Annotated in this window: 22 protein-coding genes; 16 read left to right on the plus strand and 6 right to left on the minus strand. The window is 32.2% G+C overall.

The genetic code is table 11. The features are described 5' to 3' along the window. Nucleotides 1-48: 48 nt before the first annotated feature. Nucleotides 49-300 (minus strand): type B 50S ribosomal protein L31, encoded by a 252-nt coding sequence (locus tag BUB42_RS02790; protein ID WP_073016965.1) that lies wholly within the window; start codon nucleotides 298-300, stop codon nucleotides 49-51. Between the two features lie 238 nt (nucleotides 301-538). On the opposite strand from BUB42_RS02790, the gene BUB42_RS02795 reads away from it, so the two are divergent. From BUB42_RS02795 to BUB42_RS02840, 10 genes are all read left to right on the plus strand, one after another. Further along, a complete protein-coding gene (locus BUB42_RS02795; protein ID WP_073016967.1) occupies nucleotides 539-1,081 on the plus strand; it encodes a DUF4199 domain-containing protein in 543 nt (180 codons plus the stop codon). Between the two features lie 4 nt (nucleotides 1,082-1,085). Continuing rightward, nucleotides 1,086-2,045, plus strand: a complete 960-nt coding sequence (locus tag BUB42_RS02800) for a glycosyltransferase family 2 protein (RefSeq protein ID WP_073016969.1) — start codon at nucleotides 1,086-1,088, stop codon at nucleotides 2,043-2,045. Nucleotides 2,046-2,121: 76 nt separating this feature from the next. Further along, the gene (locus BUB42_RS02805; RefSeq protein ID WP_244533870.1) at nucleotides 2,122-2,577 is read left to right on the plus strand and encodes an ORF6N domain-containing protein; all 456 of its coding nucleotides are present in this window, start codon (nucleotides 2,122-2,124) and stop codon (nucleotides 2,575-2,577) included. Between the two features lie 134 nt (nucleotides 2,578-2,711). Continuing rightward, nucleotides 2,712-4,439: a phospho-sugar mutase gene (locus BUB42_RS02810; protein WP_073016971.1), complete on the plus strand. Its 1,728-nt coding sequence runs from the start codon at nucleotides 2,712-2,714 to the stop codon at nucleotides 4,437-4,439. A 119-nt stretch (nucleotides 4,440-4,558) separates the two neighbouring features. After that, nucleotides 4,559-4,726: a DUF1016 N-terminal domain-containing protein gene (locus BUB42_RS16665; protein ID WP_244533871.1), complete on the plus strand. Its 168-nt coding sequence runs from the start codon at nucleotides 4,559-4,561 to the stop codon at nucleotides 4,724-4,726. 234 nt (nucleotides 4,727-4,960) lie between these two features. Further along, the gene (locus BUB42_RS02820; protein ID WP_073016973.1) at nucleotides 4,961-6,787 is read left to right on the plus strand and encodes an ABC transporter ATP-binding protein; all 1,827 of its coding nucleotides are present in this window, start codon (nucleotides 4,961-4,963) and stop codon (nucleotides 6,785-6,787) included. A gap of 42 nt (nucleotides 6,788-6,829) precedes the next feature. Then, nucleotides 6,830-7,531 carry a hypothetical protein gene (locus BUB42_RS02825; protein ID WP_073016975.1) on the plus strand — a complete coding sequence of 234 codons (702 nt, stop codon included), beginning with the start codon at nucleotides 6,830-6,832 and terminating at the stop codon, nucleotides 7,529-7,531. A gap of 418 nt (nucleotides 7,532-7,949) precedes the next feature. Then, a complete protein-coding gene (locus BUB42_RS02830; RefSeq protein WP_073016977.1) occupies nucleotides 7,950-8,201 on the plus strand; it encodes a hypothetical protein in 252 nt (83 codons plus the stop codon). Nucleotides 8,202-8,267: 66 nt separating this feature from the next. Continuing rightward, nucleotides 8,268-8,528 carry a hypothetical protein gene (locus BUB42_RS02835; protein ID WP_073016979.1) on the plus strand — a complete coding sequence of 87 codons (261 nt, stop codon included), beginning with the start codon at nucleotides 8,268-8,270 and terminating at the stop codon, nucleotides 8,526-8,528. Nucleotides 8,529-8,543: 15 nt separating this feature from the next. Beyond that, nucleotides 8,544-9,341 carry a DUF3667 domain-containing protein gene (locus BUB42_RS02840; protein WP_073016981.1) on the plus strand — a complete coding sequence of 266 codons (798 nt, stop codon included), beginning with the start codon at nucleotides 8,544-8,546 and terminating at the stop codon, nucleotides 9,339-9,341. A 134-nt stretch (nucleotides 9,342-9,475) separates the two neighbouring features. Here BUB42_RS02840 and BUB42_RS02845 read toward each other — a convergent pair whose 3' ends face one another. The 3 genes from BUB42_RS02845 to BUB42_RS02855 all read right to left on the minus strand — a co-directional run bounded on the left by BUB42_RS02845 (nucleotide 9,476) and on the right by BUB42_RS02855 (nucleotide 14,498). Beyond that, a complete protein-coding gene (locus tag BUB42_RS02845; protein ID WP_073016982.1) occupies nucleotides 9,476-10,198 on the minus strand; it encodes a hypothetical protein in 723 nt (240 codons plus the stop codon). A 121-nt stretch (nucleotides 10,199-10,319) separates the two neighbouring features. Then, on the minus strand, nucleotides 10,320-12,788 hold the full coding sequence (locus BUB42_RS02850; RefSeq protein WP_073016984.1) for a TonB-dependent receptor: 2,469 nt from the start codon (nucleotides 12,786-12,788) through the stop codon (nucleotides 10,320-10,322). A gap of 12 nt (nucleotides 12,789-12,800) precedes the next feature. After that, on the minus strand, nucleotides 12,801-14,498 hold the full coding sequence (locus tag BUB42_RS02855; protein WP_073016986.1) for a M23 family metallopeptidase: 1,698 nt from the start codon (nucleotides 14,496-14,498) through the stop codon (nucleotides 12,801-12,803). A gap of 175 nt (nucleotides 14,499-14,673) precedes the next feature. Between BUB42_RS02855 and BUB42_RS02860 the strand changes: the two genes are divergently transcribed. The 3 genes from BUB42_RS02860 to rny all read left to right on the plus strand — a co-directional run bounded on the left by BUB42_RS02860 (nucleotide 14,674) and on the right by rny (nucleotide 17,042). Then, on the plus strand, nucleotides 14,674-14,964 hold the full coding sequence (locus BUB42_RS02860) for a hypothetical protein (protein WP_073016988.1): 291 nt from the start codon (nucleotides 14,674-14,676) through the stop codon (nucleotides 14,962-14,964). An 8-nt stretch (nucleotides 14,965-14,972) separates the two neighbouring features. Beyond that, a complete protein-coding gene (locus BUB42_RS02865; RefSeq protein ID WP_073016989.1) occupies nucleotides 14,973-15,266 on the plus strand; it encodes a cell division protein ZapA in 294 nt (97 codons plus the stop codon). Nucleotides 15,267-15,476: 210 nt separating this feature from the next. Beyond that, the gene (gene rny, locus BUB42_RS02870) at nucleotides 15,477-17,042 is read left to right on the plus strand and encodes a ribonuclease Y (RefSeq protein WP_073016991.1); all 1,566 of its coding nucleotides are present in this window, start codon (nucleotides 15,477-15,479) and stop codon (nucleotides 17,040-17,042) included. A 127-nt stretch (nucleotides 17,043-17,169) separates the two neighbouring features. Here the strand turns inward: rny and xerD are convergent, their stop codons facing one another. Together xerD and BUB42_RS02880 are read right to left on the minus strand one after the other, a co-directional pair. Further along, on the minus strand, nucleotides 17,170-18,072 hold the full coding sequence (gene xerD / locus BUB42_RS02875) for a site-specific tyrosine recombinase XerD (protein ID WP_073016993.1): 903 nt from the start codon (nucleotides 18,070-18,072) through the stop codon (nucleotides 17,170-17,172). Between the two features lie 77 nt (nucleotides 18,073-18,149). Continuing rightward, on the minus strand, nucleotides 18,150-18,701 hold the full coding sequence (locus tag BUB42_RS02880) for a DUF3575 domain-containing protein (RefSeq protein ID WP_073016995.1): 552 nt from the start codon (nucleotides 18,699-18,701) through the stop codon (nucleotides 18,150-18,152). 480 nt (nucleotides 18,702-19,181) lie between these two features. Here BUB42_RS02880 and BUB42_RS02885 point away from each other — a divergent pair, with 480 nt between their 5' ends. The 3 genes from BUB42_RS02885 to BUB42_RS02895 all read left to right on the plus strand — a co-directional run bounded on the left by BUB42_RS02885 (nucleotide 19,182) and on the right by BUB42_RS02895 (nucleotide 22,818). Next, nucleotides 19,182-19,745, plus strand: coding sequence for a porin family protein (locus BUB42_RS02885; RefSeq protein ID WP_073016997.1), 564 nt, complete (start codon nucleotides 19,182-19,184; stop codon nucleotides 19,743-19,745). A gap of 78 nt (nucleotides 19,746-19,823) precedes the next feature. Continuing rightward, on the plus strand, nucleotides 19,824-20,237 hold the full coding sequence (gene aroQ / locus BUB42_RS02890; protein WP_073017007.1) for a type II 3-dehydroquinate dehydratase: 414 nt from the start codon (nucleotides 19,824-19,826) through the stop codon (nucleotides 20,235-20,237). Between the two features lie 94 nt (nucleotides 20,238-20,331). Continuing rightward, nucleotides 20,332-22,818 carry a DUF5686 and carboxypeptidase regulatory-like domain-containing protein gene (locus tag BUB42_RS02895; protein ID WP_073017018.1) on the plus strand — a complete coding sequence of 829 codons (2,487 nt, stop codon included), beginning with the start codon at nucleotides 20,332-20,334 and terminating at the stop codon, nucleotides 22,816-22,818. The last annotated feature ends 198 nt before the right edge of the window (nucleotides 22,819-23,016 follow it).

The raw sequence follows: 23,016 nt of genomic DNA on the forward strand, positions 1-23,016 counted from the left end.
AGCCACGCTTTTAGGCGTGGCTTTATTATATTCATCAACATGCTACAATTATTTAGCGTGTTTAGCGTATTTAGTTTTGAATTTATCAATACGTCCTGCAGTATCAATAAGTTTAGATTTCCCTGTGTAAAAAGGGTGAGAAGTTCTAGAGATTTCCATTTTTACAACTGGATATTCAACACCATCGTGAGTTATAGTTTCTTTAGTATCTGCAGTAGATTTAGTGATAAAAACTTCGTCATTTGACATGTCTTTAAATGCAACTAATCTGTAATTTTCTGGGTGAATTCCTTGTTTCATCTTGTTGATCTTTTTTATTTGTTGATTATAACTTGTCTTGAAGCTTTTCCTGTAACAGAAAAGGTATAAACTCGCTACAACCTTTTGATTTACATTATTATTTTGAGTCTGCAAATTTACAATTATTTTTCAATAAACAATTCATTGAGTCATTTTTTTTTATAATCGTTAATAGTAATTTTTAGATGGCTATATATTGGGAATTGTTATATTTGTGGCTTAATAAATGAAGTTAAAAATGGAAAAAAAAATATCCCCAGCAAAATCTGGACTAATATTCGGTGTTTTATTTGGCGTAATAATGGTTTTAGAGTTTGTCATAATGTATACCATCGGCATGAAATCTCTCGTTGGAACAAGTGTAGGTATGGTTGTAAATGTTGCTAATTATTTAATCTTACCGTTCTTATTTATTTATCTAGGATGCAATAATTATAAAAAAAACATAAATAATGGGTTTATATCTTTTGGCGAATGCTTAAAAACTGGAGTTTCAATAACTTTTGTTGCGGCTTTGATTTACGCCATTTTTAGCGTTATTTTCAATTTAATTTTTCCAGAATTTATCGCTGAAATGCTTTCAATATCAAAAAGTGAAATGATCAAGACAACACCTAATATAACGAGTGAACAACTAGAATTAGGATTAAATATGATTGAAAAATTCATGAATCCGCTAATTGTTTTTCCCGTTACTCTTGCCATGTATTCCTTTTTTGGATTGATTTATTCACTAATTGTAGGTGTAATTGTAAAGAACGAAAATCCGCAAAGTCTCTAATTAAATGAATTTATCCATACTTATACCTCTTCTTAACGAAGAGGAATCACTTAAAGAATTGTACACTTGGATCATAAAAGTGATGCAAGAACATAACTATGCGTACGAAATTATTTTTCTCGATGATGGAAGCACTGATAGTTCTTGGGCTATAATTGAAGAATTTGCTCAAGATAATAGTAATGTGAAAGGGATTCGTTTCATGAAAAACTTTGGAAAATCGCAAGCTTTGCATGCTGGTTTTGCTAAAGCGCAAGGTGACGTAATTATTACTATGGATGCTGATTTACAAGACAGTCCAGAAGAAATTCCGGGATTATATGAAATGATTGTAAATGGCAAATATGATTTGGTTTCCGGTTGGAAAAAAAAGCGATATGATTCTGTTGTCGCTAAGAATCTACCCTCAAAATTATTCAATTGGGCTGCGAGAAAAACATCGGGAGTTGAATTGAATGATTTTAATTGCGGACTCAAAGCTTACAAAAACATTGTGGTAAAAAACATTGAAGTTTCTGGTGAGATGCACCGCTATATTCCTGTATTGGCAAAGAATGCTGGTTTTGGAAAAATTGGTGAAAAAGTGGTTCAGCATCAAGCTAGAAAATATGGCGAAACTAAATTTGGAATGGAACGTTTTATCAACGGATTTCTGGATTTAATTACGATATGGTTTTTATCCCGTTTTGGCAAACGACCAATGCACTTGTTTGGCGCTTTAGGCTCGGTAATGTTTATTATTGGTTTTATGCTTGCAGGCTTCATCGGTATTTCAAAACTATACTATATGTATAATGACATGCGATATAGCTTAGTTACTAACAATCCGTGGTTTTTTATCGCATTAACATCAATGATTTTGGGAACACAATTGTTTTTAGCTGGATTTCTGGGCGAAATAATTTTACGTACCAAAAATAATGAGGAACGGTATAAAGTGGCTTCCGAAGTTAATTTTATATAATTAAAACTTCTTGTTGAAAGAATATGGATATATAAAAAGCTATGTATGGAAATTGAAATCATCAAAAATAAAATCTTTGAAATTCGCGGCTGTCATGCTTGATTTTGATTTAGCGGCTTTGTATCTTGTAGATAATAAAAGACTTAAAGCTTCTGTAAGAAGAAATATAAGTCGTTTCCCAGAAGATTTTATGTTTGAGCTTACAAAAATTGAGTTTGATAACTTGAGGACTAAATTTTCGTCCTCAAGTTATGGAGGTGTAAGATACATGCCATTTGCTTTTACAGAACATGGAATTGCAATGCTTTCTAGTGTTTTGAATAGTGAAAAAGCAATAGAAGTCAACATTTCAATTATTAGAGCGTTTGTAACTTTCAGACAGTTCTCATTAACGTATAGCGAATTAAAAGATAGAATTTTAGCCATAGAAAATCAGTTTCCAGATATCTATAAAGCGTTAAATTATTTAGTTGATAAAGACAGCGACACTAAAAAACACATAGAGAGAAACAAAATAGGATATAAAAAATAAAGTTCTTGATTAATTAACTAGCCCTGAAGTAGCGGCATCCTTTTTCTTTTTTTCTTAAAAAAGAAAAAGATACAGCGTCTCGAAGCTTCGGAAACAGGATAAGCTCCTAAAACTTAAACTAAAAAAAATATAAAATGGAAATCAAACAAAACATTTTAGACGCATTAAATGAATGGCTTACGCCAACATTTGACAACGAAACTCAAGAAGCAGTAAAGGAACTAATGACAACTTCTCCGGTAGAACTAGTAGAAAGTTTCTATAAAAATTTAGAGTTTGGAACTGGCGGAATGCGCGGTGTTATGGGCGTTGGTAACAATCGTATCAATAAATACACGCTTGGAAAAAGTACCCAAGGTCTTTCTAATTATATGCATAAAGTTTTCCCAAACAAGGATTTGAAAGTTGCAATTGCTTATGATTGCCGACACAACAGTAAATCGTTGGCAAAAGTTGTTGCTGATGTTTTTACTGCCAATGGGATTTCGGTGTACTTATTTTCAGATTTACGACCAACTCCTGAGCTATCATTTACTGTAAAACATTTAGGTTGCCAAGCTGGAATCGTGCTCACCGCTTCTCACAATCCGCCGGAATACAATGGTTACAAAGTGTACTGGGAAGATGGTGGGCAAATAGTGCCGCCAGAAGATGAAGCTATAATTAACACTATTGAAAATTTGAATTACAGTGAAATCAAGTTCGATGCTAATGACAATTTGATACACTATATAGATATCGAAGTTGATAAAGCTTTTATCAAATCATCGATTGAAAATGCAAGTTTTAATACACCGGCTGCAGCCAAAGAAAATCTAAATATTGTTTTTACATCATTACACGGAACTTCTATCACGTTAGTTCCTGACACTTTATCGCAAGCTGGATATACTAATGTGAACATTGTTCCAGAGCAAGCAGTTCCAAATGGCGATTTCCCAACTGTAAAATCTCCAAATCCAGAGGAGCCAGAAGCTTTATCAATGGCAACTGCATTAGCTGATAAATTGCAAGCTGATATTGTGATTGGGACTGATCCTGATTGCGATCGTTTAGGTGTTGCCGTTCGAAATAACGAGGGACAAATGACGTTGTTAAATGGAAATCAAACGATGATTTTAATGACTGCTTTTTTATTAGAACAATGGAAAAAAGCAGATAAAATTACTGGTAAACAGTTTGTAGGATCCACTATAGTTTCCACACCTATGATGATGGAATTAGCGACAAACTACGTCGTAGAATGCAAAGTAGGATTGACTGGTTTCAAATGGATTGCTAAAATGATCAAGGATTTCCCAGAGTTAGAATTTATAGGTGGCGGCGAAGAAAGTTTTGGCTTTATGGTGGGTGATGCTGTTCGTGATAAGGATGCGGTTGCAGCAACTCTATTGATATGTGAAATGGCGGCTCAAGCCAAAGCAAAAGGAAGTTCGATTTACAAAGAACTACTGAAATTGTATGTTGACAACGGATTTTACAAAGAGCATTTGGTTTCGTTAACCAAAAAAGGAATCGACGGGTTGCTGGAAATTGGTCAAATGATGATTGACATGAGAGAAAATCCATTGAAAGAAATTAACGGACAAAGAGTTATTATACTTGAAGACTATCAATCATCAACTGCTAAAAACTTATTGGATGGAACGGAAACTTTAATGGATATTCCAAAATCGAATGTATTGATTTATTACACTGAGGATGGTTCCAAAATTTGTGCAAGACCAAGCGGAACCGAACCAAAAATTAAATTTTATATAAGTGTAAACACCGAATTAGAAGATGTGCAAGATTTTGATGAAGTCGAAAGTATTTTAGATAACAAAATAAAAAATATCATTGCAGCGATGCAATTGAACTAAATTTACAAGTGGAAAAATTGGATACAAATGACGCTCCAAAACTATTAGAATCAATAATTGGTTTAATAGATCAAACGCGTAATTAAGTAGCCAAAACTGTCCATCAAGAACTCAAGTTATTGTATTGGAATATTGAAAAAACTATCAACGAAGAGGTTTTAAATAATGATAGAGCCTATTATGGAAAGAAATTAATTCCCGTATTAAGTGAAGCACTTACTGAAAAATATGGAGTGGGTTTCAACAAAAGAAATTTACAAAGCTTAATTAAATACTCTAATAGATGACCTTGCAATTGCGCACACAGCGCCTGCAAAATTGAGCTGGTCACACATTAGGAATTTCATTTACATCACCAACACTGCTAAAATGGAGTTTTATATTCAAGTGCCTATCTGAAAAAATGAATAATTCTCACTTAAGCGCAAATAAAAGTTGCAGAATAACTGACACTGTTTCCTGAAAAAAGAATATTATTAGAAAAAGCTATAGCCATAGCAGAACACAACAATAAAAAATAAATGAGCAATCTCAAGAAATTATTACCTTATACAAAACCCTATAAATCGCACATCATTTGGAATGTGATTTATAACATTTTATACGCTTTGTTTAGCACTATTTCAATGCTTACGCTACTTCCCGTTATGGACGTACTTTTTGGGAAAACAAAAACAGTGCTTATAAAACCAATTTACTCAGGAATAGGCGATATAAAACAATTTGGAACAGATTATATGCACTTCCAAATTTCTACATTGACAAAAGGAAACAGCATTGAAGTTGCCTTATTATTTGTAGTTCTTTTGATAATGACAACATTTCTATTTAAAAACTTATTCAATTATTTGGCGTCTTACCATATCATGCATCTTAAAAACGGCGTGTTAAAGGATTTGCGGAAATCAATGTATAATAAAATTATAGAATTACCAATTTCGTTCTATTCGGAGAAACGAAAAGGAGATATTATGGCTCGAATGCTAGGAGATGTAAATGAGGTACAAAACTCCTTTTTTTCGATTTTAGAATTGATAATAAAAGAACCTTTAACTATTATTTTTGCGCTTGTTACAATGTTTATCATTAGCACTAAACTAACGTTATTCGTTTTAATTTTTTTACCAATATCAGGATATATCATTTCCAAATTAGCGAAAAATTTAAGAGCACAATCATTAGAGGCGCAACGAGAAAGTGGATTTTTAATATCCATAGTTGATGAAACTTTGGGCGGATTGAAAGTAATTAAAAGCTACAATGCCGAACCCAATTTTAAAAGCAGATTCAATGATTCCGTAACACGATTATTAGATTTATCCAACAGCATAGGCGGTAGAAATAATTTAGCTACGCCATTAAGTGAGTTTCTGGGTGTAACAACTATCGCAATTTTACTTTTTTACGGGGGTAACTTGGTTTTAATTGAAAAAACTTTGGATGGATCATCATTCATTGTTTATCTAACATTAGCATTTAATATTTTAACTCCGGCAAAAGCAATTTCTAAAGCTTCGTATGCTGTAAAAAATGGTTTAGCTGCGGCAGAGCGTGTTTTTGAAGTTCTAGAAGTTGAAAACGAAATAACATCTAAAGAAAATGCTGTTCAGAAAAATTCTTTTGAATCGGATATTACGATAAAAAATATCAACTTTAAATATGAAGATGAGAACGTTCTAAAAAACTTTTCACTGCAAGTCAAAAAAGGTCAAACGATCGCGCTTGTGGGACAATCAGGAAGTGGAAAAAGTACGATTGCCAATTTATTAACTCGATTCTACGATGTCAACGAAGGAACAATTACGATTGATGGAATAGACATAAAAGACCTGCATTTGCAATCGCTACGCGGTTTAATGGGACTTGTTACGCAAGACAGTATTTTATTTAATGATACGATTAAAGCTAATATTTCTTTAGGACAACTTGATGCAACTGATGAGGAAATTATCGAAGCTTTGAAAATTGCGAATGCTTATGAATTTGTAAAAGATTTACCAAAAGGAATTCACACCAACATTGGCGACAGCGGAAACAAGCTTTCTGGTGGACAAAAACAAAGATTGTCAATAGCGAGAGCGGTTTTGAAAAACCCGCCAATTATGATTTTGGACGAGGCTACCTCAGCATTAGATACTGAAAGTGAAAAATTTGTGCAAGTTGCATTAGAAAATATGATGCAAAATAGAACTTCTATTGTCATTGCGCACAGACTTTCCACTATTCAAAAAGCAGATACGATTGTGGTAATGCAAAAAGGAAAAATTGTAGAACAAGGCAATCACGAAGAATTAATTGCAATGAACGGAGTTTATAATAAATTAGTAAGCTTACAATCTTTGGAATAGAAAAAGAGTTTGGAGCTGTTTACTTATTTTAAAAATTAAAAAATGTACATCAACAATCCATGCATTAAGCTTCCCAATGATACAAATACCGTTGTATGGAAATATCTTGATTTGTCAAAATTTTTAGATTTACTACTATCGCATAAACTATTCATGTCGCGCTCAGATAAATTTGAGGATCAGTATGAAGGTACTTTTAGCGAACCAACATTTGAGGAAATCAAGAAGCTTGCAATAGATAATCCTGATTTTTTAAATCACTACAAAACGCACAGAGAAAAAGTAGCAGTTAGTAGTTGGCATATAAATGAATACGAATCATTTGCGATGTGGCAAATTTTTACACAAAACAGTGAAGGATTAGCTATTCAATCCACTATTGGTCGCTTGCAGCGATCATTACGTCCTGAAACTGATTTTGAGCAATACATTGGCGAAGTTAACTACATTGATTACAAGAAGGAACTCATTCCGTTTGATGATTCATTTTTCCCTTTTTTGTTTAAACGAAAGAGTTTTCAATATGAACGAGAAGTTCGCGTTATTACTGATATTGGCGAAAGCGACCTACAAATTAATGAGGGATTAAAGATTAGTGTGGATATAAACGAACTGATCGAAAAGATATACATACACCCGAAATCAGAAAACTGGTATAAAAACTTGGTGATTCAATTAGTGAAACAATTGGGATTTAAATTTACTATTGAAAAATCAGATTTAGAAAGTGATATTTTGATTTAATTTCGAACTATCACTCTTAGGCTTCATCCTTTTATTTTGAAATCCTTTTTGAACTTTAAGCAATTGCATTCTTTTCATTTTCAGTAATATTTCTGCATCATCTTGGCCTTCACTTGAAGCGATGCCAAAAAATTAGATAAGTAGTTCCATCTTTTTAATAAAATTTTAAAAAAAATCCATTTGGACGAAACTTGACCTATTTTGCAAATCAATAAATCTGGAATCTGTGCGATTTTAAAGCAACCCTTACTATTGACTAATTAAATTAAACAACCTAGAGGTAATTGCATTTCACTTAAATTAGTAGAAGAAAAAAAAATAATACTAGCACAATAGTTTTTTTTTAAATAATTGAGAGTTATTTAGCATAATAATGTATTTTAGCCGCAAAATATTAACAAATTAAGCATTACAAAAAATGGAACATAATGATCTCAAAAACTTGACTAACGAAGATTTAGAAATAGAATTTAAAAAAAGAAAATCAGCTCGCACATTTGCTGGTTTTTATACTGGGATGTTTATTGGTATTGCAGTTTGGAGTACCGTAAAAAACGGATTCGGCTTGTTGACTTTTTTACCTATTCTGGTATCATATTTTTTTAGAAAAACGAGCACGAATTATAATGAAATCAAACAAGAAATGGCAATTAGAAAAAGCACCTTGTAAACTACCTTTAAACTATTGCAAATCAAAAAAATTAATCAGCTATCAAATTTAAACCAACTCAAAATTATGAAAAAAAATACCTTGGCAGAAATATCAAATGAAGAACTTTTAAAAAAAAGAGATTTGATGAAAGGAGTAACAATTGGGTTTTCGATTATATACCTTTTTGTCCTGGCTTTCATCCTTTATCTTGTCTTGACAAGAGGCTTTAAAAACATTTCACCTGTCGTATTATTTACTCCTGTCTTTATTTGCACTATAACATTAATGCCATTCCTAATCTATTTTGGAATGTTGAAAAAAGAAATGAAATCCAGACAACTTTAATTCACCTCACAATCAATGGAACAAAATTGTCAAAACTGCAGCACTCTAATTCTTAATAATTTCTGCGATAATTGTGGACAGAAAAAATTTAAAAAAATAGACCGAAAATACATTTGGGATGAGATTCAATACACTTTCTTACATACCAATAAAGGATTTCTATATTCGATAAAAAACATTATCAAGAATCCAGGGAAAACAGCGAGAGCGTTCATTGACGGAAATAGAGTAAATCATTATAAACCAATATTGTTGGTATTTGTGTTAAGTGGTATCTCCACTTTTATCTCGGTAAAAATAATTGGTTTCGAAAAAATCATGAGTGCATTTTATGCGAAGGAAACTCTCAACTCTGGATATATGAATGATGTAATAACTTCTCTTAAAAGCTATAATTCAATTTTGATGCTATTGTTTGTTCCCGTCTTTGCATTAACGACCAAACTTGCATTTAGAAAATGGGGAAATAACTATTATGAACACATGGTAATGAATGCTTATATTGTTTGCGTTTACACTCTCTTTAGCATTATGATAATTAGTCCGTTACTCTATCTTTTCAAAAATAATATGGACTATTTTACAGTGATCTCAAGTTTGACAATGTTAAGTGTTCCTTTTATTTTAATTTGGTTTTTTAAAGGATTTTATCCAGACAAGTCACTAAAAAGTATTTTTGGTAGTGTACTTATAACTTTTACTTTTTTATCTGTTTTGTTTTTACTTTTAATGGTACTTGCGGTTATTGGAGGTGTTATTTATGCCATGGTCGCTGGACCGGAAGCACTAGAGTATTTCAAGCCTAAACAATAATTATAAGTATATATTTAAAGCGAATAATTATAAAAAAAACCTAGTTGTTTGAACAATTAAAACAGCTAGGTTTTGAATTTTGATATTGAAATCGAAAAATCAGACTTGGAAAGTGAGATTTTAATCTAACATTTTTATACAGGCTCATAACTAATCGCTTCCCATTCCTTTTTTGATAAGTCGATGTAGTAATAATTTACTACATCTTTCTTGTCAAATTGGCCGTTTTTATTCGTATCCTCAACTGTTCTATAATACAATCTGTTTTTAGATTCGATCAATTTCCAATCGATTAATTCCTGAAAATCAATTGAAATTTTCGTGAATTTTTCGCCACTTATTTTACTTAAGTACAGTGCTTTTATATCACTAGTGTCCAGTTTTCCATCTTTGTTAGTGTCGATGTCAAACATTGTATAAACCATAATTTGATTATTTGTTCTTTCAGCAACTTTTTTTAAATAAGTGGCAGTTTGAATTAAAACTGGTTTTTCAGTCAATTTTTTAATAGAATCGGAATCGATTTTTTGAAATTTAATATTTTGTAAAAAACCAGTAATTTCAAATTCCCCATAATTCGATATAGTGAAACTCAAGTCATTTACACTTGACGAACCATACCGAGCCTTAGTTCCTTTTTCCCGAATACTTAAATCGGCAATTGGATGAAGTAAATAGTCAGTTCCCTCCATTTGCAGTGGTAAATCAGCGATTTGTATCTGTGATGAATCCGATCTCGCCACTAATTTTTCTTTTGCATTTTGGTCGTAAGTCACTTTTGGTTTTTCAACTTCCTCTTTGCAACTTGCTAAAAGTAAAACTGCTATTGCTATAAATGTAAAATGTAATTTTTTCATGATTTGATACTATTAAAATTCAAATGTAGTCATTTTAAAAAAATGGCAACATTATTCAAGACCTGATTTGCAAAATTAAACTAAACTCAAAAAGTTAAATATAAGTGCTAGTAATCTTCAGTTACAACTTAGCTGTCAGTTTTATATTAAAAACACGCGTTGTCATAAAATTCGGAATTGCATACTGATTTTTTGAGTAAACATCTCTCACCCATGTGTTAGTAATTGCATTTTGATTATTAAAAAGATTGAATATTTCCAATCCAATAGCTAATTCTTTGAAATCTTTGAATAACTTATTTTTTATTTCTCCCGATGTGTTATCAATAAAAACTTTTGAAAAACCTACATCCACTCGGCGATAATCATTCAATCTGTTTTGGTACAAGTAAGGATCAGTATAAGATGGCGATCCACCGGGCAATCCTGTATTATAAACTAAATTTAAATACAATTTTATGCTAGGAATATTTGGCATATAATCTTGAAATAAAAGCGCAAATTTCAATCGCTGATCTGTCGGTCTTGCAATAAAACCTCTGTCATTACTATTTTCCTCTGTTTTTAAATAACCAAAACTAATCCATGATTCTGTTCCTGGAACAAATTCACCATTTAACCGCAAATCTAAGCCTTGGGCGAAAGCCGTAGCATTGTTATTAGCAGCATAACGCAACCGAACGTTGTCTATTGTATACGTATTGACATCAGTCAATGATTTATAATACAGTTCTGAAACGAGTTTAAAAGGCCGACTCCACATTTTAAAACTAAAATCATTCGCCAGCACAAAATGAATAGATTGTTGCGCTTTCGTATTGGGTTGCACCATTCCCGCAGCATCTCTTAATTCTCTGTAAAATGGCGGCTGATGGTAAAATCCACCTGAAAATCTAAAAAGCATATCCCTATCCCAATTCGGTTTTATGGCAAATTGCGCTCTTGGACTAAAAGTAGTTTGAGATCTTGAAGCTGTTGCGGCTCCCTGAACTTCCCAATTGTGCATCCTAACGCCAGCATTATACCAAACTTCACTCGATCCAATTAATGATTTTAAACTCCATTGCGCGTAACCAGAAAATCTATTGATTGTATTAAAATTCGTAGCACGTATGTTTTGAAAAGGAATAAGCGGTCCCGTGTAAGGTGAATATGGTTGGTCATTTCTGGGCAAATCAATAATGGGAGGATTTAAAGAAAACCCCGCTGAATCTATGACCTCCCACTCTATTACTCGGTCTCTAATAGATTCTCTCGTGTATTTAATTCCCCATTCAATTTGGCTTTCTTTCCAATCGTGAAAACCTTTGATTTCTGTATTTACGATTAATGCATCCAAATCGTTTCGAGCGTGATTTAGCTGCGAGCCTATTCCCCTAGTAAACGAAACCTCTCCAAAAGTTTCTGAACCAATGCTAGCATCCACTTCGCCTAATCTATACTGCGCAAAAATATCAAAATATTCTTGTTCTAAAGTGTGAAAAGCGGAACCAATAAACTTCAAAGTGAAATTATCAGATACATTAAAAGTTGTTTTTATTGCTCCAAAATAAGTATCGTATTTATCCTTTTCCTGACCTTGATAAAAAACAGTTAGCGCTAAAGGATTACTTATAGTTCCAAAATTAGTTTGCCGCGTAAGAGGCTGAAATTGGTATTTATTTTGCGAAATGTTGCCCAGAAAACTCCATTGCCACCTAGCCGAAGATTGATAGTTAATATTCGTTTGGATATCAGCAAACGAAGGTGTAAAATTAGTTTGTGTCTCTTGGCTGTTTACCAAAAGGCTGTTGTTGCGGTATCGTATTCCTGTTACTGCTGACCACTTCTTATCTTTAGAAACCGCATCGACAGCAACGCTTCCACCAAGGAAACTGGCTTCGAGGCTTGCGCCAAATTGAATTGGCTTTCTGTACGTGATATCGAGAACAGATGATAATTTATCGCCAAATTTAGCTTGGAAACCACCAGCTGAGAAATCAACGTTTTGGACTAAATCAGTGTTTGTAAAACTCAATCCCTCTTGCTGCCCAGAGCGAATAAGAAAAGGACGATACACTTCAATTTCATTGACATAAACTAGATTTTCATCATAATTCCCTCCACGAACGGCATATTGAGTACTCAATTCGTTATTAGAGTTTACGCCAGGCAAAGACTTTAATATGTTTTCAATTCCAGCATTAGCTCCTGGAATCTTCCGAATTATTTCGGGTTCAATCGTTGTAACACCTTGTGTTATTTTTCTGTTTTTAGCTGAAACGATAACTTCACCCATTTGCTCCTCTTGATCGCTCATAACGGGATTGAACTCTTTTTGCTCATTTGCATTAAAAGTAAAACTCATCGTGATTTTTTTTAACGAAATGTGGGTAAAAACAACTACTACTTTCTGATTAGCGGGAATTTTCAAATCGTAAAAACCATTACTATTAGACTGTGAAATGACATTAAGACAAGAAACATTGACATTTTCAACTGGTTGTTTATTTTTGTCTAAAATAACCCCTCTAACCCTAGCAGTTTGTGCAGACAGAGTTAAAGTTGCTAAAAACAAAAAGAAAACTGATACAAATTGATGTGCGCTCAAAGGTTTTACTTTTTATTTTTTTTGATTTCTAAAAAATTTTGTTTCAAAGGTAGTTGAATTGCCTACATTATCAGTGACAACTACTATCAAATCATTGGCACCTTCAGCCACAATTCCATCATCAAAGTAGTGCGTTATTTTTCTAGTTTTGTTATCGTATTCCATCAAAATCCACTTCCCGTTTAAATAACCATTATATGATTTTATTCCAGATCGCTCATCATAAATTGAAAGTTGAATCGTTTTTTGAGCGCTAATCCATTTTCCTTCTATCGGTGTAGCAATACTTATTTTAGGTGCAATAGTGTCAGAAACTAAAGCATACTTTCCAAGAATTTTTACTTTCGTATTAAAATTGTTATCGGTTCTGTAGGTTGAATTATAAATTATTCTTTTGCCATCAATTCTGGCTATAAACATTTTTTCTTTCTGAGCTTCAGTTGAAATAGAATCTTGAATTGTTACAGTAAAATTAGTATGAGCTGGAACTGTATCATCATGCAATGTCATTGTATCATTTGCAACAGCAAAATTAAACTCAAAATCATCATAAAAAGTATTAGCTGGAAAAAATACTGACATATTCTTTAACGCAAAATTACTGTCTTTATTCGCTTTGATAAAATAATTTGACTGTACAAGTTCTTTGCTAATAACCGTTGGTACTAAATCATATTGAATAGGAACAGAAATCACTTTTGAGTTACCAAATAAATCAGACACCTCGATCCGATAAATTGAAGCTAAATTGGGAGAAACTTGTAAAATACCGTTATTCTCAGCCGCTTTTATAATGCTCAAATTATAAGGATTTTTCATAAATAGTTTCTGAACACGCTGCTTGGTCTGTTTATACCGAGAGTAATCTATTAATGTATTGATATACCTCATTTCATCAAATGAGTAAGTTGTGAATTCGTAACCAAAATTTGGCTGACCGTTATAAAACGACTGAACTTTATACACTCCATTATTATTAAATGAAACATCATCGGTATCAAACGTAGAAATTCCAAAACCTATTGTTCCGTTTGCAACCACTTTTTCAGCAATATAAGTTCCATCTTTTTGAAGGGCAACATTAAGTAATACTGGACGTTTAGCACGATTTACAGTCGTATTTATATCTAAAGGGTAAACGTAAACACTAGAAATGGTGGGTTTCTTAGTGTCTTTTATAAAATTATTGTATCCAAAAAACATTGGATTAATTACAAACTCTGACGCAGTATCTCTAAACTCAAAATGTAAATGAGGTCCTTCAGAAGCGCCAGTATTTCCAGAAAAACCAATTACCTGACCTTTAGTGACCATCATTTCATCTGGTTTGAAGAACATTTCAATTTCAAAATTTTCTTCTTTGTAATGAATTTTCTTAATGTAATTTTCTATGTCGCCATTCGTCTTTTTTAAATGACCATAAACAGAAGTGTAACCATTAGGATGGTTTATGTAAATTGTTTTTCCATTGCCAAAAGTAGAAATCTTGATTCTCGAAATGTAACCATCAGCCACGCTGTAAACATTTAAGCCTTCTTTTTGTTGCGTCTTTAAATCGAAACCAGCATGAAAATGATTGGGTCTCAACTCACCAAAGTTTCCTGATAATTGCATCGGAATATCTAAGGGCGACCTAAAATAATCCTTTGGATAATCTACTTGTGCAAAAACTGCAATATTAAAAATTAGAAAAAATAAAGAAAATTTCATTGTTTTACATTTTTGCTAAGATAAAAAAAGTATTCAAAAAAGTACAAAAAAAAAGAATTTACAACAATTTGATTTATAATTATTTAACTAATTTTAGGCAAAAAAAATAATAAAATATTGCAAAATTAAAAAGGAATACTAACTTTGTATGATTAAGTAATGAATACGAGATATAATGAGTATAATTGCAGAAATTCTTGATACTCTTGAAATTAAAGTTCAAAACCTTTTCATAAAAATGAAAATTTTAGAGCAAAATAATCAAGATTTGAAAGATGAAATAATTAAAACTGCAACCGTCTTAAAAGCTCAATCAGAAGAGATTGAAGCTCTTAAAAAGCAATACGAAACACTCAAAATAGCCAATTCATTATTAGGCAGTGATAATAATAAAAGAGATACAAAGTTTAAAATAAATTCATTAATTCGCGAAATTGATTATTGTATAGCGCAGCTATCAGATTAATAAAAGATATGGACGAAAAGCTTAAAATTAAAATATCAATTGCAGATAGGGTTTATCCTTTAACGGTAGATTTATCGCAAGAAGAAGGATTGAGAAGTGCTTCAAAAAAAATTGATAAAATGATTAAGCAATTTGAAGAAAACTACGCGGTGCGAGATAAACAGGATGTTTTAGCGATGTGCGCTTTACAATTTGCCTCGCAAACAGAGCAAAAACAAATTGATAAAACCATTGATGGAGAAGCAACCATAGAAAGAATTAAAAAAATCAATGCAATTTTAGATCAATATCTCGACAAATAAACGTTCTTTACAAAAACTAAGATACTGCCTACATTAGTTCACATTTGGTAAACTCAACACTAACAATTTAGAATGAGCAAATCATCACTACTAAAGCATGCCACGCTTCGGCGAGGAAACTTGAACAGTGAGTTAGCTCAAAACTTGTCTTTTCGAGTTTATTCAATCATACTGATGTAGGCTTTTTTTATATATAAATTTTAAACAAACATGGACAACATACTAACGATCGTTATTGCAGGAATAATAGGCATTGTGGCGGGTTTTGCAATCGCAAAATTGATAGAGAAAAGCAATATTTCTAACTTAATTAATAATTCAAAAAAAGAGGCAGCCTCTATTTTGAAAGATGCCAATCTGGAAGCCGAAAATATTAAAAAAGATAAAATTCTTCAAGCAAAAGAAAAATTTATCGAATTAAAAGCAGATCACGAACAAGTAATATTGTCACGAGATAAAAAAGTAGCTGAAATAGAGAAAAGGGTTCGCGATAAGGAATCTCAAATTTCTAATGAATTATCAAAAGCTAGAAAAGTAAATGATGACTTTGAATCCAAGAGTTTAGAATTCAGTACTAAAATTGAAAATTTAGACAAAAAACAATTTGAAGTTGATAAACTGCACAAAACTCAGCTGCAACAACTAGAAGTTATTTCAGGTTTATCAGCTGAAGAAGCTAAAAACCAATTAGTGGAAGGACTAAAAGCCGAAGCAAAAAGCAAAGCAATGTCCCATATTCAAGATACTATTGAGGAAGCTAAACTTACTGCTCAGCAAGAGGCCAAAAAAATTATCATAAATACGATACAGAGAGTTGGAACAGAAGAAGCGGTCGAAAACTGTGTTTCTGTTTTTAACATTGAATCTGATGATGTTAAAGGTAGAATTATTGGTAGAGAAGGACGAAATATACGCGCATTAGAAGCGGCAACTGGAGTAGAAATTATTGTAGATGATACACCAGAGGCTATCATTTTATCTTGTTTTGATCCAGTTCGTAGAGAAATAGCACGTTTAGCATTGCATAAATTAGTAACTGACGGTAGGATTCACCCAGCGCGTATTGAAGAAGTTGTTGCAAAAACAGCGAAACAAATCGACGATGAAATTATAGAAGTTGGTAAACGTACCGTAATTGACTTAGGGATTCACGGCTTGCATCCTGAATTAATAAAAGTGGTAGGACGCATGAAATACCGTTCTTCTTACGGACAAAATTTATTGCAGCACTCGCGTGAAGTATCAAAACTATGCGGAATTATGGCTGCTGAACTTGGACTGAATGTAAAACTGGCCAAAAGAGCAGGTTTATTGCACGATATAGGTAAAGTACCAGATGCAGAAAGTGATTTACCACACGCTTTGTTAGGAATGCAATGGGCTGAAAAATACGGAGAAAAAGAAGAAGTTTGTAACGCTATAGGTGCGCACCACGATGAAATAGAAATGAAATCGTTATTGTCTCCAATTATTCAGGTTTGTGATGCTATATCGGGTGCGAGACCAGGTGCTAGAAGACAAGTATTGGATTCGTACATTCAAAGATTAAAAGATCTTGAAGAAGTAGCATACGGATTTACCGGAGTAAAAAATGCGTACGCTATTCAAGCTGGTAGAGAACTTCGTGTTATCGTGGAAAGCGAAAAGGTTTCAGATGAAAACGCAGCGACATTATCATTTGAAATCTCACAAAAAATCCAAACCGAAATGACTTATCCAGGGCAGGTAAAAGTTACGGTAATTAGAGAAACAAGAGCTGTGAATATTGCAAAATAATTCTCCCAGAGTCACTAAAAAAGAAGAAAACAAAAAAAGACCTAATGAATTTTGATTCAATAGGTCTTTTTTTTGCCTTTTCATTTCTGTAAAAACGCTTACTATTTATGGCTTCTTTTAAATGACTTTACGCGTTTTTTCTGGGGTGAAATGAATGCAACACGTTGGTCAAAAACTTTCTGTCAAGATGCACGTAGATTTCAGTTGTTGTTATCGATTCATGACCTAACATTAATTGTATAGACCGCAAGTCGGCACCGTTTTCTAATAAATGTGTTGCAAACGAATGGCGCAAAGTATGCGGACTTATAGTTTTATTTAATTTTATTTTGACAGCTAAATTTTTGATAATAGTAAAAATCATTGCACGCGTTAGCTGTCGTCCTCGCCTATTCAAAAACAAAGTATCTTCATACCCTTTTTGAATATTTACATGAATTCTCACTGTTTCTCGATACATTTCGATGTATTTCTGGGTCACTTCGCTAATAGGAACAAAGCGTTGTTTATTTCCTTTTCCCGTGATTTTAATAAACCCTTCTTCAAAAAACAAGTCTGAGTTTTTCAAAGTTATCAATTCTGAGACCCGCAAACCGCAACCGTATAGTGTTTCAATCATAGCCCGATTGCGTTCGCCTTCACTTGAAGATAAATCAATTGCCGCAATGAGATTGTCAATTTCTTCAACTGATAAAGTGTCTGGAAGTTTCCGACCCGTTTTAGGCGAATCTATAAGTTCCAACGGATTGTTCGACCTAAGATCTTCGAATATTAAATAACTAAAAAAACTTTTTAATCCAGATATTATTCTGGATTGCGAGCGTGTATTTACCTGTTTTGACACAGCGTAGATAAACTGCTGCACTGATTCTTCGGTAATTTTTATTGGTGATACATCAATTTTATTTTCTTTTAAAAATGAAACTAAGCGCTCTATGTCGTACGAATAATTTTCGATCGTATTTTTAGACAAACCACGCTCAATTCTTAAATATGATTGAAAGTTTTTTATGTGTATAATCCATTCCATGTTGACAAAGGAACGCTTTTTAATCATAAAAAAACCTCCCAAGTTGGGAGGTTTTAATTGTACGGTATATTTTTCAATTAGAATCCGTAACCAAGAGCAAATCCGAAGTTAGGTAAAACACCACTAGCTTTTAAAGTAGAGAATGATGAATCTGAATTTTTATAATTAAAGTTGTTATACGCTAAACCTAAGTTTAGATCTAAAGAAAAACCACTTTCCCAAATCCACTGATAACCGCCTTTAGCACCAACTTTAAACGCACCAAAATTCGTTTCATTTGTAGATGAATTCATATTTCCTTGATCATCAAAGGAAAAACTATTCTCTATTTCAACTTTTCCAGCTGAATATCCTGCCTGACCTCCCGCATAAAAACCTCGTAATGCTTCATTAAAATAATAACGGTATTGAACTTCACCACCAAAATTTGAATATTTTGCATCTCCAATTTTAAATCCACCAATTCCAGCTCCAACAACGAAAGATGAGTTTTCTCCTAATTTATGCTCGAAGCTAACTAAATCAGTACCACCTAATATTGAAAGCGGATTAACCTTAACAACATTTTCTTGTGCACTTACAAATCCAAAAGCCATTACTGCAATTGCTGATAAAATAATTTTCTTCATTTTTATATTTTTAAATATTTAGAGCGCTAACATACATATAACCTTGTTAATATAAACTAACTTTTTACAAAAATTTTAAGAAAAAAAATAAAAATAATAACTGGTTTTTACGACAAATGTTATCTAAAATATTAATTTACATTGTATTATAAACTTATCATATCACTAAAATTAGTGATAAAAAATTGAGACAAAATAATGTAGAATTTGAAAGAAAATATTTATGTTTAAAATTTTATTTAAAAAATTAAAAAAATAAAATAGCAGAAAACTTTAAATTAAATACCAGCTAAAGAAACGCTAATAATTCTAAAAACTCATTTCTTGAAATTGAATACCATTTTTAAAAGATATTTAAATGTAGTTGTTTTATTTTACTTTTATAAATAGAATTATTTATTACCTTGCAATAATTTTGAAATAAACTAGTTTAAAGTAAGAGTCCTATTTCAATTATTAATAACCATTAACAAACAAATTATGAAAAAAATAATTCTAACTGCAGTTGTTATTTTTGCAGCATCTTTAAGCTCTCAAGCACAATTAGTAAAATTTGGTATCAAAGCGGGTTTAAATTACGCTAATCAAACAGGTAGTGATATTAACATCACAGCTGCTAATTATGACAATGAAGCTATAACCAGTTATCATGCTGGTTTAATCGCAGAAATTACACTTACTGAGGGTTTCGCTATACAGCCTGAATTGTTATATTCTACTCAAGGGGCAACTTATAAAAACGCAGCGGAAGAGTTTACAAATAAATTGGGATACCTTTCTATTCCTGTTCTTGCTAAATTCAGTCTTAACAAAAGCATTAGTTTAGATCTTGGTCCTCAAGCTTCCTTTTTATTAAGTGAAAGAAAAAATGTAAACTTTAAAGAATCTGAAACTTTTGAATTTGGAGTTGTAGGTGGATTAACTTTAAATATAACAAAAAGTATCTTTGTTCAAGGTCGCTACGTTTTAGGTTTGACCGAAGCTACTCAAGATGCAACTGTTAAAAATTCAGTTGTTCAAGTTTCAGCTGGATTTAAATTCTAAAATTTAGAAAAAAAAAAAAAAAATCAGGAACCGTTCTATAATTAGAACGGTTTTTTTATTTTTACAAAAACAGGAATTATGAAAATCAGTATCATCAATGGACCCAATTTAAATCTTCTCGGCAAACGCGAACCAGAAGTTTATGGAAACTTAACTTTTGAAGAATATTTTACCACTTTGCAGATAAAATTTCCGGCAATCGAATTTACTTATTTCCAAAGCAATATTGAGGGAGAATTAATTGATAAAATACAGGAACTTGGGTTTTCATTTGATGGAATTATTTTAAACGCTGCTGCTTACACCCACACATCAATAGGAATTGGAGATGCAGTAAAAGCAATAACAACTCCAGTTATTGAAGTGCATATTTCTAATACCTTTTCTCGTGAAAGTTTTAGACATCAATCTTATATTTCAGGCAATGCCAAAGGAGTAATTTTAGGCTTTGGCTTAAAAAGTTACGAACTAGCAGTTCAGTCATTTTTATAAAACGCCGAGGTATCTCCTTTCGATACAAATATTTAACAAATAATTAATATACTGTTTTTAAAGTTCTTCTATTTTTGTGAGAGAAAAAACTTTCATGAAAAAATATTGTTTATTACTTCTTTTTTTAGGTTCTTTTGCGATTCAAGCACAACTAAAAGGCACCGTTACTGATGACAAAGGAAATCCTCTCCCATTTGTTACTATTTTCCAGCAAGACACTTACAATGGCACAACGTCAAATGAATTAGGCTCTTACGAATTCAATTTGCGGAAAAAAGAAAAGCCAACTGTTGTTTTTCAGTTTTTAGGTTTTAAAACTCAAAAAGTTACAATAGATATTGATAAGCTTCCTTACATTTTAAATATAAAAATGGTTGAAGAAAGTTTTTCACTTAATGAAGTTGTAATAAACAACAAAGTTAATCCAGCCCTAGCCATCATTAAGAACGCAATTGCTAACAGAAAACAAAATACAGAAAAGATCAATAGGTTTAATGCCGATTTCTATTCCAGAGGGATTTTTAAATTAAAAAATGCGCCAAAAAAAATCTTAGGACAAAAAATTGGCGATCTAAACGGCGCTTTAGATTCTACAGGAACGGGAATTATTTCATTATCGGAAACGTTTTCAAAAATATCATTTGAAAAACCAGATAACTTAAAAGAAGTGGTTACTGCATCTAAAGTTAGCGGAAAAGATAATGGCTACAGCTATAATACCGCTCGTTCTTCTTTTTACGATTTTTATGATAATGCCATTGATTTTGGGGTTCAAATGATCTCTCCAATTGCTACTAATGCATTCAATTATTATAATTATAAATTGGAAAGTACCTTTTTTGACGAAAATAAAAAGATGATCAACAAGATAAAAGTAAATGCAAAGCGAGACAGTGAACCTGTTTTTGAAGGTTACATTTACATTGTAGAAGATTCTTGGGCCATTTATGCTGTAGATTTGGATATAAAAGGCTATCGAATGAAAGAGGAATTTTTAGATGTAATGACGCTAAAGCAAAATTTTAGTTATAACAACAGCAATAAAATCTGGGCAAAAAATACGCAAAGCCTTGAAATCACAGCTGGAGCATTTGGAATAAAATTTTCAGGAAAATATAATTATGTGTACAGCAACTATGAATTTATTGATTCTTTTGTTCCCAAAACGTTTACCAATGAAATTACGCGAATTGAAATAAATGCAAATAAGAAAGACACACTTTTTTGGAACGCAAACAGACCTATTCCGTTAACATTGGAGGAAACCACGGATTACGTTCGAAAAGATAGTATTTACAAAGTGCGAAATTCTCAAAAATATCTCGATTCAGTTGACACAAAAGAGAATAAATTCAAAATCCTAAAATTACTCACTGGCTACACTTTTAAAAACAGTTCCGAAAAATATAGTCTCGCTTACGAAGGATTATTGAGTTTAGGTTCGCTTAGTTTTAATACCGTACAAGGCTATAATTTTGATTCAGGATTTAAATATACCAATTATAAAAACCAAGAAACAACTGGAAAATATACTTCAGTAAGCACCAAATTTAATTATGGTTTTGCTGATGATCGTTTGCGCGTAACTGGGCAGTTTATCCACCGATTTAACAATCAAAATTATGCGACTTTGTATCTGACAGGAGGAAGTTCTGTAAAGCAATTTAATGCCAATGAGCCTATTAGTAAGATCATCAATAGTATTAGTTCGCTTGCTTTTAAAAACAACTTTATGAAACTATATAATTTAGAGGCCGCCGCAATAGGTTACACGCGAGACATTGCCAATGGTGTAAATATAAATGGGAAAGTAGAATACCAGCAGCGTAAACCGCTATTTAACAATACTGATTACTCGACTTTTAAAAGAGATGACCTATATACTAGCAATAACCCACTGGCACCAAATGATTTTATAACATCTCCTTTTGAGCAACATCATTTGACCAAATTAAATTTGCTTGCAAGAATTAATTTTGGCAACACCTATTCTTCGCGCCCCGATGGAAAGTTTAATATTCGAAATGAAAAATACCCCACGCTCTATGTAGGTTATGAAAAAGCTGTCGCTGCAAGTGAAAATAAATATGAGTTTGATCAAATAAGTACCAGAGTTACTTACGATTTAAAACTAGCAAATAAGGGACTTTTAGGTTTTAATCTAAAAGCTGGTAAATTTTTCAATGCCGAAAACATTGCTTTTATAGACTTTAAACATTTTAATGGAAATCTAACCCGAGTAGGTCAAACAGAACGCTATTTGAATGTATTTAATTTGCTGCCGTATTATTCAAACAGTACTAATGATCGCTACTTTGAATTTCATAGTGAGTACAATGATAGAGGTTTTATAATGAATAAAATTCCACTGTTGAACAAGCTTAAATCGACCTTAAATATTGGTGCTCATGCGCTCTCAACCTCTAATAACAAAACTTACACTGAATTTACAGTTGGCTTAGACAATTTAGGATTTGGCAAATTTAAGATGCTCCGTTTAGATTACGTTCGTTCCTATCAAAATGGCTTTCAAGGTGACGGAGTTGTTTTTGGGCTAAAATTTTTAAATATATTGGAGTAATAGAATAATTATAGAAAACCGATTTTAAATTAAATATTTACCTCTCAATAATTATCTCCAGCATGAAATTATTTTTAAACTGGAGATAATTTATATCCAATATTAGCACTAAAATTTAAATTCAATATGAAAGCAAGTGTATTTGTTATAGTGCAAAAGTCTCAATGCTCAAGAGCAACTTAATTGAGACACATTCAT

Origin of the sequence: Flavobacterium micromati, assembly GCF_900129585.1 — a bacterium.
Classification (GTDB): Bacteria; Bacteroidota; Bacteroidia; order Flavobacteriales; family Flavobacteriaceae; genus Flavobacterium; species Flavobacterium micromati.